This is a genomic window from Dellaglioa sp. CoH-57-MRSF-18, assembly GCF_056781995.1.
Map to the genome: position 1 here is coordinate 68,635 of NZ_JBXAXX010000005.1, position 14,121 is coordinate 82,755.

15 protein-coding genes are annotated in these 14,121 nt (G+C 31.7%); all 15 read right to left on the reverse strand.

What is annotated here, in order from left to right:
• Positions 1-121 precede the first annotated feature (121 nt).
• The gene (locus AC1RPG_RS06360) at positions 122-286 is read right to left on the reverse strand and encodes a hypothetical protein (protein ID WP_481761780.1); all 165 of its coding nucleotides are present in this window, start codon (positions 284-286) and stop codon (positions 122-124) included.
• An 891-nt stretch (positions 287-1,177) separates the two neighbouring features.
• Positions 1,178-1,693 carry a hypothetical protein gene (locus AC1RPG_RS06365; protein WP_481761781.1) on the reverse strand — a complete coding sequence of 172 codons (516 nt, stop codon included), beginning with the start codon at positions 1,691-1,693 and terminating at the stop codon, positions 1,178-1,180.
• Positions 1,690-2,328 carry an ATP-binding cassette domain-containing protein gene (locus tag AC1RPG_RS06370; protein WP_481761782.1) on the reverse strand — a complete coding sequence of 213 codons (639 nt, stop codon included), beginning with the start codon at positions 2,326-2,328 and terminating at the stop codon, positions 1,690-1,692. The genes AC1RPG_RS06365 and AC1RPG_RS06370 overlap by 4 nt, the downstream gene beginning before the upstream one ends.
• Positions 2,329-2,344: 16 nt before the next feature.
• Positions 2,345-3,040 carry a hypothetical protein gene (locus AC1RPG_RS06375; RefSeq protein ID WP_481761783.1) on the reverse strand — a complete coding sequence of 232 codons (696 nt, stop codon included), beginning with the start codon at positions 3,038-3,040 and terminating at the stop codon, positions 2,345-2,347.
• Positions 3,004-3,702 carry a hypothetical protein gene (locus tag AC1RPG_RS06380; RefSeq protein WP_481761784.1) on the reverse strand — a complete coding sequence of 233 codons (699 nt, stop codon included), beginning with the start codon at positions 3,700-3,702 and terminating at the stop codon, positions 3,004-3,006. The genes AC1RPG_RS06375 and AC1RPG_RS06380 overlap by 37 nt, the downstream gene beginning before the upstream one ends.
• Positions 3,689-4,498, reverse strand: a complete 810-nt coding sequence (locus tag AC1RPG_RS06385; RefSeq protein ID WP_481762192.1) for a hypothetical protein — start codon at positions 4,496-4,498, stop codon at positions 3,689-3,691. The genes AC1RPG_RS06380 and AC1RPG_RS06385 overlap by 14 nt, the downstream gene beginning before the upstream one ends.
• A gap of 58 nt (positions 4,499-4,556) precedes the next feature.
• Entirely contained in the window at positions 4,557-4,970 is a 414-nt protein-coding gene (locus AC1RPG_RS06390) for a hypothetical protein (protein WP_481761786.1), read from the reverse strand.
• A 487-nt stretch (positions 4,971-5,457) separates the two neighbouring features.
• On the reverse strand, positions 5,458-6,435 hold the full coding sequence (locus AC1RPG_RS06395; RefSeq protein ID WP_481761787.1) for a ribose-phosphate diphosphokinase: 978 nt from the start codon (positions 6,433-6,435) through the stop codon (positions 5,458-5,460).
• Positions 6,436-6,525: 90 nt separating this feature from the next.
• Complete coding sequence (gene glmU / locus AC1RPG_RS06400) at positions 6,526-7,917, reverse strand: bifunctional UDP-N-acetylglucosamine diphosphorylase/glucosamine-1-phosphate N-acetyltransferase GlmU (protein WP_481761788.1); 1,392 nt, start codon at positions 7,915-7,917, stop codon at positions 6,526-6,528.
• 201 nt (positions 7,918-8,118) lie between these two features.
• Positions 8,119-8,949: a pur operon repressor gene (gene purR / locus AC1RPG_RS06405; protein ID WP_409021938.1), complete on the reverse strand. Its 831-nt coding sequence runs from the start codon at positions 8,947-8,949 to the stop codon at positions 8,119-8,121.
• 185 nt (positions 8,950-9,134) lie between these two features.
• A complete protein-coding gene (locus AC1RPG_RS06410; protein WP_481761789.1) occupies positions 9,135-9,962 on the reverse strand; it encodes a metal ABC transporter permease in 828 nt (275 codons plus the stop codon).
• Positions 9,923-10,615: a metal ABC transporter ATP-binding protein gene (locus AC1RPG_RS06415; RefSeq protein WP_481761790.1), complete on the reverse strand. Its 693-nt coding sequence runs from the start codon at positions 10,613-10,615 to the stop codon at positions 9,923-9,925. The genes AC1RPG_RS06410 and AC1RPG_RS06415 overlap by 40 nt, the downstream gene beginning before the upstream one ends.
• A 9-nt stretch (positions 10,616-10,624) precedes the next feature.
• The gene (locus AC1RPG_RS06420; RefSeq protein ID WP_481761791.1) at positions 10,625-11,587 is read right to left on the reverse strand and encodes a metal ABC transporter substrate-binding protein; all 963 of its coding nucleotides are present in this window, start codon (positions 11,585-11,587) and stop codon (positions 10,625-10,627) included.
• Positions 11,588-11,918: 331 nt separating this feature from the next.
• Positions 11,919-13,142: a serine hydrolase gene (locus tag AC1RPG_RS06425; RefSeq protein ID WP_481761792.1), complete on the reverse strand. Its 1,224-nt coding sequence runs from the start codon at positions 13,140-13,142 to the stop codon at positions 11,919-11,921.
• 369 nt (positions 13,143-13,511) lie between these two features.
• Complete coding sequence (locus AC1RPG_RS06430) at positions 13,512-14,102, reverse strand: cysteine hydrolase family protein (RefSeq protein WP_481761793.1); 591 nt, start codon at positions 14,100-14,102, stop codon at positions 13,512-13,514.
• Positions 14,103-14,121 lie beyond the last annotated feature (19 nt).

Sequence of the window (14,121 nt, forward strand, 5' to 3'; positions counted from 1 at the left end):
ACTAATTATTACTTTTCGTCTAGCTTTCTTATATTTATATAAACATACACATAAGTAAATGTAGAAAGCAATCCAAATACAAAATAATACTAAAGGCATAACAAGATAAACTAGATCATAACTATTCATTATTTTTCCCTTCTAATCTACTTATTTGTTCTTGTTGCTTCTTTTCCACATCATTAAGTTCGGTAATTTCTTTTTTATATTTCCGCATTTTTAAAATCATAAATACAAGCGTACCAATTAATAAAAATATTAATACTTTTATCTCAAATTCTATCATATTCTTCTCCTTCTATATTATTAAGGAACCTACAAAGACTATGAAAATAGTAACTAAAGTTACCCCAAGTTCTGCCCCAACACTAGTTACTGTACTAGACGTACTAAAAGCCATAGATATTTTGGGTAACTCTCCTGCATAATCAAAGTCAGGCTCTCTAAATTTTTTAATATAATATTATAATCTTGTACCGGATATGGATCACTCCCTATTCAATTAGACTCTTCATAAAGTATCTTAATTCCATAAATTATTTCACCTTTAATTAATTGACTAATTATTCAACCCTTATTCAATCAAAATATTATAGAATAGACTTGATAGGTTACAAACAATTCAAATGAATCTTTAATTTTCATTTACCTTCTGCTAGCCTTAAACAGTCTTATAAGTTATAATTTAACAATTCTTGAGCTAAAAGAACCATAGCAACACTTTCTTAAACTATATTTACTACCTTTTAATATACACTTTATCAATTTTAAAGGGTAGTAGAAAAGTTGTATTTAATAATCAGCTCAAATAGTGCTTTATTCTAAGAAAATCTTTATGTAAAAACTACTAAAATATTATATATCCTATACTTTCACCCCACAAAAAAAGTAATCATATTTTATCCTTTTTACGTCACATTTTCTTCACAACTACTTGTTATGATAACTTCATACCTTAATTAATAACTTTTAAATTTTAATTTATTTCCCCGAATAAATTAATCTAACTCATAACTAATTTCTCCCCTGAAATTAATTATCTCTACTCCCTTTTTCCGTCAGTCTCCCCGGACTGACGGTTTTTTATGTTGAATTTGAATACTTTAAGAATAGTAAAAAACAGCCCTAGCATTACCTGCCGGGACTGTCTAAATTAATTTAATTTACCTAGTGATATTCACTTAAAATCACTTTGATAGATATATTTTATATTAGTACCTGGTTTGGACGAAGTTAAAAACACTAAATTAAAAGAACGATTACCAGAGCCTTTTCTAATAATTGCTTTTAAAGTCTTATGATTTATCCCGACATGCAGCGAAGAATCAGATTCACCTTTTTCATTAAGCATATCAGATTGGGTCACATCATAAGAACTATTCATAACAAATAGCCCTCCGAGTGGAAAGTCACCATCTTTTTTTGATTCAATATCGACATCAATACTGTCATTGTAGTAAGCTTCGTCTGAGTCTTTAGTGACGTGATGCTTGATTTTAGTAAATACAAATTTTTCATTTACTATTTTTTGATGATTAGATGTTACAAACACATTCTTAATTTGACTGTTTTTATATTGTTCGGTTACTGCTGCATGAGCATTCCATAACCATACAGCGCTTGCTAGTAAGCAGATGCCTCCCAAAATAAGTAATCCTCTCTGACTTAGTTTCCACGAATTTTTATTTTTCATTTTAGAATAACTCTACCTTCTGAAATGTGAATGATTTTATCACTCACTTCGTTTAAGAAAACACTATCATGATTAGAAATAAGGATTGTTTTCCCTGCTGCTTTTTGATCGATAATTAACTGACGCAAAAAGTCTTTTCCACTATCGTCTAGTGCATTACTAGGTTCATCTAATATTAAAATAGGTGCATCATTGATTAAACAACAAGCAATTGAGGCCCTTTTCTTCATTCCTAATGAATAGTGTTTAATCGCACGCTTATCATTAGGATCTAGTCCAACATAAGTTACCATTTCGTTCAATTCATTCTTAGTCATTTTATGACTATTTAGTTGATTAATTAAGTCCAAGTTTTTAAGAACTGAAAAATCTTCTAACATACCAATACTATCCATAGAAAAAGCAATGCTGCTTGAAAAAAGTTCATCTACTCTGATATATTTTCCATTAACCCAAACTTCACCTTCAGTAGGCTTTACAAACCCAATAATCGTATTAAATATCATGGATTTCCCAGCACCATTTGGCCCACTGAATCCACAAACGATTCCTTCTTCAATTGATAAATTGATATCTACTAAAATATCTTTTTGCTTAATTCTTTTGGAAATGTTTTTCAACTCTATTATTTTCATTTTTACACTACTTTCTTTAAATAAAATCAATATCTTTAATTTTTATAAGTGAGATAATGATGCAACTCAATATAATCGTTAATAAAATTATAATGTTAACCGAATTATGATTAGGGTTAAATCTAGAGAGCATTGTTGCGTCTATAATGGATATGTGAGAAATATAAACATCTAATATTATGACTGCTAAACTCCCTATTAAGGGTAGTATAAAATCATCTAATAAAAATGACGCTGTTGATAACAATACAAGATAGGTGAAACTAAATATAAATAGATAACTATAGAAAGCTAAATGTGAGATACCAAAACCGTTTATAATCACTATCAAAAAATAAAAAAAACTATTATAAATTCCTAACATCAATAAATTGCTAAATAAATAATTTTTATATCCAATATTATGTAGAATTTTAAAATCTGATTTCCATAGTAACATTTGTGAATTTCCAATAGCTAATGCTGGAGAAATCACAAAGATGAACCAAAATAAAGGAAAAGATTCTCCCTCAGTATCTAACGAAGCACCATATAGTAAGCTCGTCATACCACTCACTTGATCTCTTTTGCACAATATGATCATCATCGTTAGCATAATAAAAATGAGCACCGTACGCCATTTAGAATAATAAATCGTTAAATAAATATTTCTAAAAACTAAGATACTGAAAAACTTCAATTTATAGAGTATTCTTTTTTTGATAAAATCCATCTTTGAAAAACCTCCAAAATAATAAAAAAGAGTAGTATAAAGAATATATTTTGAATTAAATATAACGTGTTAACACTATATCCAAGACTGATTATGCCATGATTAAAAAACAATCTAATCCCTCTTTCGTTCAAAAATATTTCTAATTGATAATAACCATAAATTAAAAATAACGATATAATTTTATTTCCTGTGAGGCAATAAAAGGACGCTATTAAATTATAAAAAACATACATTGCGATAAAATAAATAACCATTGTAACTAGCTGATAGCCATTTATATTATATTTTAAATTATCCTTATTTAAAATTAAAAAAAGGATTCCAGAGATAACAAATGCACAAATATATATGGCATAAAAGTAATTCACTTGTACTCTCAAAAAAGAAAAAGGTTTTCTTATATAATACATAATTGGAAATTTAGAACCCTGAAAGGGTAATAATATCAATATTGGAAAGAAAAGAATCATTATATTTTCAATATTTAAACTATTTTGTAGTCCTCCTTGGACTACGTCAATAAAGGAACTATTCTTTTCATTACCTAAAAATAAATAATATTCAAAAAGAGATAAAATAATTAATAAACAGAACGTAAGAATATCTATTACCCAGTCACGAGACCGTTTAGTTTTTAAATATATTTTAAATAATCGCATTACGTTTTACTCCCATAAAATTAAAAAGATAAGCTACAATGAGAACCAAAAACAAAATCCCCATAATAAATGATAAAGGAGGTAGGCCCTCCGCGGGTCCTCCTACCATAGGAAGCGACAAAGGTGCAGCAAGATAAAAAGGAAATACAGCAGCTAAAACACTTATAAATAAGCACAGTAAAAAACTAAAACTAACCACACTATAAATTGTTTTTACATATAAACTAACACTCGCGGCAACTACAGAAAAAACACCTGCGAACAAACCTGCAAGTAAAATATAAAATAAAATCCCCGTATATGATTGCTGGAAAAGGTCCTTCATAAAATATGTTGAATTCGATGCAAGTCCCAGATTATTATTTAATACAGCATCTAATGGTTGATTAGGGAATAAACACCATGCTACTAATAAATCCAATAATAAAGGTAGTATCCCAATCAAAAATCCTGAAATAAAGCTTAAGCTAAATGAATGAATAGAATAATTAATAATTCCCTTTTTTTGTACATATTGTTTAATAAAACCTGTTTGTTTATCCTCGAAGACAATTAGATTCAAACCAATCACTGAAAATAAAGGTAATAACAAATAAAATAAAGCTGAAAAATCGCTACCAGTACCACCTATACCTATCCATGTTGTAATCACAGTAAAAGTTAAATTAGAACCATCTAGATAAGTCCTATTAGGTAACATATCCATAGACACGTGAACTACTATTAAAGCAAAACCCACTAATATGCCATAAAAATATTGTTTCTTCGCCATACGCGACAGCCAATAAGAATTCATTTTTTTCACACCAATCTTTTATTTTAATATAATGCGTAAGAGAGCACATTATTTCTTCTTATCTATCAGGTTTCCAATTACCATCAGCACTACCATATGCATGAATACTATTTACAATATATGCATTGTTTCCTGTTCCATACCACTCTACTAAATAATTAGTTAATTTTGTCTGTCCTTTAGATTTAATAACATATTTTTTTCCTTTAGAAACAGATACATTTCCTGTACGACCAGCCTTATAAGAGTGTCCCCAAGCTTCCACACGTATTTTTCCCGATATCTTTTTGATGTTTAATTCATACGCAGTTTTACTCCACTTTTGAATTCTATAAGTTTCGTCCCAAGGATCATTCCATCTATTAGCAAGATGAACATAATTCGGATTGTTAGCCTCTACACGATCTGAACTTAAAATTGCTATACCAAAAACACATATTGCAACTAAAATAAATGACATTAATTTTTTCATAAAAACTCCTTAAAATTCTCCCTTACGCATTTAATATTATATATAAATAATTAACTCAAAACAATAATATTCAAGTTAAAAAAGACTTTTATAATTTATATATAATATAAAATTAATGCTAATATTAATAAAAAATCACTTTAATGTTGTTTATCATTCTTAGTAAGATCTATTAAGTCCTAAGATATTCAAGTAAACAGACTGCTTACTACTCTAACGTACTAACTACGAGAAGAACTTTCTTCCTTTTTACGTCACATTTTCTTCACAACTACTTGTTATTATAACTTCATACCTTAATTAATAACTTTTAAATTTTAATTTATTTCCCCGAATAAATTAATCTAACTCATAACTAATTTCTCCCCTGAAATTAATTATCTCTACTCCCTTTTTCCGTCAGTCTCCCTGGACTGACGGTTTTTTTATGTCCTAAATTTGGATACAAAAAAAGTTAGACAACATTAGTTATCTAACTTTCTTAACTTTATTTTTCATTATGGAAACGATTTTTAAATAATGGACTAACTGGTTTGTTTTCATGAATTCTCGTGATTGCATCCCCAATTAATTGACCCACTGAAATTTGAACTAATTTATCAATTTTCTTATCTTCAGGTAACTGAATTGAATCTGTTACGATAAATTGCTTAATAGGTGATTTTGCAATTCTTTCAACAGCTGGACCTGATAAAACCGGATGAGTTGCACTTGCGTACACTTCAGTTGCACCGGCATCCATTAAAGCCTGAGCAGCAAGCGTAATTGTTCCTGCCGTATCAACCATATCATCAATTAAGATACAACGTTTGCCTTCAACGGTACCAATAATGTTCATCACTTCAGCAACGTTAGCTTTAGGACGACGTTTATCAATAATTGCAATAGGTGCTTTCAAGAATTCTGCTAATTTACGAGCACGTGTCACTCCACCATGATCAGGTGAAACGACAACAGAATCTTTATCTAATCCTTCGGTTAAGAAGTAGTCAGCTAATAAAGGTGCACCCATTAAATGATCAACTGGGATATCAAAGAATCCTTGAATTTGAGCAGCATGCAAATCAAGCGCTAAAATTCTTGTTGCACCAGCTTTTTCTAACATGTCAGCAACTAATTTTGCTGTAATTGGTTCCCGTGAACGTGCTTTACGATCTTGACGAGCATAACCATAGTAAGGAATAACGACATTAATTGATTTAGCACTTGCGCGACGCAAAGCATCAATCATAATTAATAATTCCATAATATTGTCATTGACGGGTGCAGATGTTGATTGAACAATGTAAACATGATCTCCACGAATACTTTCTTCAATATTAATTCTGATTTCACCATCACTAAAGCGATCTACAGAGGTTTTACCTAATTTAACACCAACAGCATCAGCAATTTTTTCAGCCAATGGTTTATTCGAGTTCAAAGCAAAAATTTTCAACTTTGGATCAAAATAATGTTCTGACATATGTGCCTCCAGTTATTTAATTTTCCCTACTTAAAATTTTAAATATTAATCAAGTAAATTGCAAGTTAAAATCCGATAAGAATTCGCTTACTAATCAATTTCTGGTGCATGAGCTACTGGTAATTTGTCAAAATAACCTTTTTTATTCACTTGACGACCACGAGCAATACCCATATCGTGTGAATCAATATTATCTGTAATTGTTGATCCGGCAGCGATAAATACATGATCACCAACTTCTAGTGGTGCAACTACATTAGATCCACTACCAATAAATGAATGATCACCAATGTTGGTATGGTGTTTATTAACGCCATCATAATTAACAAAAACGACGCCGCAGCCGACATTAATATCTTTACCTAAAGTGGCATCCCCGACATAAGTCAAATGACCAACTTTAGTACTCTTACCGATAGTTGCATTTTTAATTTCTACAAAATTACCGATATGAGCAGCTTCACCAATATGTGCTTGAGGACGTAAGTGACTGTATGGTCCAATGTTACTCATTGTTTCCATTTCAGAATCTTCAAGATATGATGACGTAACAGTTACCTTATCATGAATAATACTATCAATAATTTCAGAATGAGCACCAATGACACAATCTTCACCAATGACTGTATTACCTTTTAAGTAAACGCCTGGTTCTACAATTGTATCTGAACCAATTTTAACATTATATTCGATGTAAGTCGTCTCAGGATCAACTAAAGTCACACCATTGCGCATATGTTTTTCGTTAATCCGGCGTTGCATAACTTTAGTTGCAGCAGATAAAGCCACACGATCATTTACACCCATTGATTCAGAGAAATCTTTCATGCGGTAAGCTGCGACTATCTTACCTTGTTTTTTAAGAATTTCCATAACGTCAGTTAAGTAATATTCACCTTGTGCATTATCATTTGTTACTTCATGTAAAGCTTCAAATAAAGTTTTATTATCAAAACAGTACACACCTGTGTTAATTTCTTGAACATTAGCTTCTTGAATTGTGGCATCTTTTTGTTCAACAATTTTTTCAACAATCCCAATATCATTACGAATAATTCGACCGTAACCCGTTGGATCTTCTGCTTGTGCTGTTAGAACAGTTGCAGCAGCACCTTTTTCTTTATGATATTCAAATAATTCACCAAATGTTTTGGCAGTAAGTAACGGTGTATCACCATTAGCAATAATGGTCATACCCTCTTTATCTTTTAAGATTTTTTCTGCTTGAAGGACAGCATGACCAGTTCCCAATTGTTCTGCTTGAAGAACATATTCTGAGCGATTGCCTAACGTTTCTTCAACCTGCTCAGCACCATGTCCCACAATAGTAACAACTTCATCCATATTATTTGCTTCAATTTCCGATAAAACGTGGTCAACCATTGGACGCCCAGCAATCGGATGTAACACTTTATATAGTTTAGATTTCATTCTTGTACCTTTACCGGCAGCAAGAATAATGGCATATTTAGCAACTGTCATTAGATAGTCTCCTCCAATTATATTCTAATATTCTACCTTAATAATAGCTTAAACCCGTATGCGTTGCAAGATTTCGAATAAATATGCTTACTTTATTCGAAATTAAAAAACACTTGATTTTAAATTATTATTGGAATTTTCTAAAAAAAACTTAATGTTAAATTTAACATTAAGTTTTCATATAAATTATCTATTAACTTTTTATTTTTTAAATGTTTTTGTTAAATAATTTCCTTCACTAACATGAATGGTTTTGTCTGTATGATTAATTTCATCAACTTTTAACAATGAACTATAATCATCAACAATTCGGTCACCACTAAAGGCGCCCTCAGCGAAAACGGAAATACCGACTAAGTTTGCTTCAAACTCTTCGATTAAACTCTTCATTCCGTTAACTGTGCCGCCACCCTTCATGAAATCATCTACGATTAATACGTTAGCACCACGTTTTAAACTACGCTTTGATAATTCCATTTTTTCAATACGTTCACTCGAGCCAGATACATAGTTAACACTAACGGTTGAACCCTCGGTAATTTTTGAATCGCGACGCACAATAACAAATGGCACATTCAAAAATGTTGAGACACTTTGTGCGATGGGTACACCTTTAGTTGCAACTGTCATAACGGCATCAATTTTTTGGTCTAAGTACTCTGTTGCAATCAAGCGTCCTACTTGACGTAAAACGTCAGGACGGCCAAGTAAATCAGATAGATAGACATAGCCACCAGGTAATAACCGATCTTTTTCTGATAACTCCTCAGTCATTGATTCAATAAATTCACGTGCTTCTGCTTCATCAATAGATGGAATAAAACGTGCACCGCCAGCTGCGCCAGGAATTGTTTCTAGCGTTCCCGTGCCTCGCTCTCTAACTGTACGTTTTACAATCGCAAGATCTTCACTGATTGATGATTTAGCTGATTCATAGCGTTTTGAGAAATACGTCAAAGAAACCAACGTATGTGGTCTTTCTAGCAAATAACGAGTCATATCAATTAATCGATCGCTTCTTCTTGTTTTCATATATATATCAGGCCTTTCTTTTAAACATATCTAGTATTCAAAGTGTGATTTTCATTATAACCCGTTTTACCGAATAATAACAGTAAAATGCCAAAATATAATTATTAACGTTCGGTTTTTAATGATTTTCTAATAAAAAAACAAGCTATTTTTAAAAGTAGCTTGTTGATTGTTAATATTCGGTTTTATTTTTGTTTATTAATTTGAAGTCTAACGGATATAACTTTAATAATACTGCATATAATGAAAATCGTAATGAATAATAGCGTAATCGTTGCGCCAGGCGGTGTATTAAATTGGTAAGATGACATTAATCCGCCAACCATCCCTATTACACCAACTATCACACCAATTATAATAACCAGATTAAAGCTACGACCCAATCGCATTGCAATTGCTGCAGGTAAAATCATAATTGCAGAAACGAGTAGTGCCCCGGCAATTGGCATCATTATAGCAATCGTCACACCTGTAACTGCGTTAAAACTAATTGACATCAATCTAACCGGTAACCCTTCAGCAAAAGCCGTCTCTTCGTCAAAAGTTAAAACATACATTGGCTTTTTGAATAGTAGGAAGAGAACGACAATTAATACAGTTAAAATTGCTAAAATGATAACCTGCGCTGAACTAATCGTCACAATTGAACCAAATAAATATTGCTGTACACTCATTGAACTGGCACCTTGATTTAAACTCATTAAAACTAAGGCAATTGATAGTCCGGCAGACATCATAATGGCAATTGAAACTTCTGAATACGTACGGTATAAATTGCTTAAAAATTCAATTAAAACTGAGGCAATTAAAACCACAATCAGTGTGGTAATTGTTGGATTAATATTAACAAACAATCCTAACGCGACCCCTGCTAACGAAACGTGTGACAATGTATCTGCCAAAAGCGATTGCCTTCTTAAAACTAAGAATAATCCCAATAACGGCGTAATTACTGCCATTAAAAGTGAAGCAATTAAAGCTCGTTGCATGAATCCATCGAGAAACATCTCCATTGTGAGTCCTCCTTTCTAACTAATTTAATGTGACGATCAATATATTCTGAAACATCTTCATGATCATGCGTTATCATCAAGATACCTTTATGATGCGTATGGGCTTCATGTTGTAATAATTCGTAGAAATCGTGACGCGATTGTTCATCCATCCCTGTTGTTGGTTCATCTAAAATAAATAAATCAGGATCTGCTGCAAAAATACGGGCTAAACAAACACGTTGTTTTTGACCACCAGATAATTCACCAATTTTATGATTCTTAAAGTTCCACATATTAACTGTTTCAAGTGCTTTTTTTATATGTTCATGATCATTTTTATTCAGACGTCTTAACCAACGATTTTGTTGGTAACGGCCTGATGCTACTAGTTCATATACTGTTGACGGAAACCCCGCATTAAATGATGAAATCTCTTGTGGGATATATCCGACACGTAATTTTTTATTATCTAAATTAGTTTTAGAAATTTCAGCAGTTCCTTTAGCCGGATGTAATAGGCCAAGTACATTTCTAATTAAAGTTGATTTTGCAGCACCATTTTCACCAGTTAAAATGACAAATTCACCCGAATCAATGTGGAAATTAATATCTTGTAAAACAGGTTCTTCATCGTAATAAAAGGTAAGATCTTTGACTTCAATATATTTCATCTATTCTCCTTATTTAACAACCGTTTTTAACGATTTTAAATTATCTTGCATAACTGAAAGGTATGTTTCTCCATTTTCGATTTGAACTTTTGATAGTCCTTCAATTGGATTCAATCCTTTAACCTTAATATTTGTTTCTTTAGCTAGCATATTCGCAATTTTACTAGAATCATTAGATTCAGTAAAAATGGTATCTACATGATACTTTTTAATATACGTTTGTAGCTCTGCCAAACGTCTTGGACTAGGTTCTTCATCCGAAGAAATACCCGCAACCGCAACTTGCGTTAGTCCATATTGTTTTGCCAAGTAAGCAAATGCAGCATGTTGCGTAACAAATGTTTTATTCTTAGCATTTTTAAATGTCGTTTTATATTCTTGATTTAATTCCGTTAATTTTTTCAAATAAGCATTTGTTCGTTTTACATAATACTTTTCATTTTTAGGATCTTGCTGAATTAATTCATTTGAAATGTTTTTAACCATTTTTTTTGCGTTTTCAGGATTTAACCAAATATGAGGGTCATAATTATTAGTCGATGAAAATGAACTTTCCTCTTCTTTATTAGCTAATTCAGCCTCTTCACTTTTCAATTCTTCGTTCTCATCAATCATTTTAATTGAATGACTAGAATTTAAAATCTGCGTTTGTTTTTCATCAATACTTGATTTCAAACTTTTAACCCACGTTTCCATATTATTACTACTATAGATAAAGATATCTGACCTCGCAATTTTACTAATATCCTTTGCACTAGGTTCGTAATCATGCGGTTCTGTCCCGGCAGGCATCAACATTGTTATATCTGCGTTATCGCCTGCAACTGCCTTAGTAAATTCATACACTGGGTAAAATGTCGTGATAACCTGTAATTTATTAGACTCTTTCTTAGTTGCCCCTTGCCCACACCCGGTCAATACAACAACTAACATCGTGAGTACTATGCTTACTAAAATTAATTTTTTTTGCATGGTTTCTCCCTCATTTTTTCAAATCGTAATCTAAATAGTAATCAATACCATTACCGACAAATATTAGAATATCATTTTAGGTACAGCTACGTCAACTTTTTTAAGTGTCACTACGGTGTTAAGCTGTCATTCGTATAAGTTCATCTTGTTATAATAACTGTATTTAAAGTCGACCTGTCAGCAAGTGAACCGTTTCCAATTTAAAAGTGAACTATATCATTAGAATTAAATATAATTTACTATTAATATCTTGCGCGCAAAAAGACGCAACATCATAACTAACCATTAGTTACGATGTTGCGTCTCATTATTTTATCTGGTAACTCTTATTTTACTCTAGAATATCTTGATATAATTCTAATCCTAGCCTATTCATTCCCGGAATCTGCTTATCTTCAGTTCCCGATTCTGACATCGCCACAACTATAAATGCCTTTTTATCTTTTTCTATAATGGCAGCATCATTTTGAATACCATATTCGTTGTATTCGCCTGTCTTATTATAGACTGTAACACCAGTTGGTAAGGACGATGGTAATTTAGTTAGATTTTTATTTTCTTTTAGTAAATCTAGCATTGCCTGATCCGATTGGTTAGACACTAATTTATGATTATACATTTTTTTAAGAATTTTACCCATATCTGTTACTGACGTTTTATTATCGATTCCTGAATTAAGGGCATCTGTATCCATCATTTTTCTTTTAATTGTTGTATTAATTGCGCCTAATTTTTTAATTTCTGTATTAATTGAAGCAAATCCACCAAGTTTATCAATCACAATATTTGCAGCAGTATTATCACTGTCATCAATCATTTTTTCTAATAATTCTTTATATGACAATCTAGTACCTGCGCTCATATTCTGGATTTCTCCCGTTCCACCGACCTTATCCGATTCTGATAAAACATAGCTATCCTTTAGGTTGATGGTCCCTTCTTTTTCCATAGAATAAGCTGTAATTAAAATAAATAATTTAATCATGCTGGCTGATCCTTGCGCATGATTATTTTCAACTACCGGTGCACTACCATCTGTTAACGAAACGTAGACCGAATTTTTTCCATCAACGTCATCCATATATGTTGCAATATCATTCTTAATTTTAACTTTATTTAGTACTAAACTATTTTCTGAAGATTGCGTTTTTTCCGATGTTTTCTTTTCTTTTGAGCTAGATACTGCAGTAGTTGTTTCCTTCGTCGGTACACTATCTTTGTGCGTTAACTTTCCAGCTATAAGATAACCGCCACCCGCTATAATAACAAGTAAAATAATTCCTAAAACTATTTTCATCGGGTTGTTATTTTTAGCTCGTTTTTCTGTTATTTCATTGTTTACTATTGGCGCTGCTACTTTATTAGTATCTTGCGCTTTCGGATTAAATTTAAAGCCACAATTATTGCAAAATTGATCCTCAACCTTATTTGCTATGTTGCATTGCGGACATGTTTTCATAGGAGCAACATTTTTATTTTCTAACGGTTGCCCACAATTATCACAGTATAATGCATCATTTTCATTCTGAGACCCACATTTCGAACAAATTTTCATATCTTCACCTCGTAATTTTTAGGACTTTAACTTATCCTTCATTACATCCCTATTTTTTCTATATATGTACTCAATATCTGTTACTCATAAACTAACTATCAACACTTATGTTTCCTCCATACCTTTCCCCAAATATGGCTTTTATTCTCCCAAAGACAATCCCCCATTTTCTTGCAAATTAGATTAATCTAACACGCTACATTAAATCATGTCTTAGTTATAAAGTTAACCTATATTAGGTAGTATGTAAATAGAAGGATGCGTTCTTAACTAGTCGCTTAATTAGTCATTATCTCCAATTTTTTAATAAAAAAAAGTGCTATCACAAAGTGACAACACTCTCTTCCAACAATAGCTGTACTAAATCCACTAATCTTTAATTTCTGCACCCAGAGAATCCTTAAAATGTGACAGTGCCCATACATGTCCAGCTTGATTAAAACTAGCTGTCGCCTTTTCATGAATGACAATCTTATAGCCCAAATTATATGCGTCAATTGCGGTATGCAAAACACAAATATCTGTGCAAACACCAATTAAATGCACTGTTTCAATTGACCGAGCTCGTAATCTTAAATCTAAATCCGTTCCCGCAAAAGCACTATATCTCGTTTTATCCATCATATAAACATTTGATTTATCTTTATGCGCCTGATACCAAGGCTCCAACTCACCATAGAATTTACGACCGTTTGTACCTGCAATATTATGTGGTGGAAATAAATTAGTTTCTGGATGAAATGGGTCATTTTCATAATGAATATCAGTTGCTAAAACAACATAATCACCTTTTTGTTCAAACTCATTCATTAATTCTATCACTCGAGCTTCAATCTCTTGAGCAGGTTTTCCCGCCGTTAAGTGTCCATCTGTCGCTACAAAATCATTTGTATAGTCAATTTCAATTAAGGCTTCCACAAGTTGTCCCTCATTTTCAGTTGTATTTAATGCCTTCAACATAACAAATTATGCTAATTAT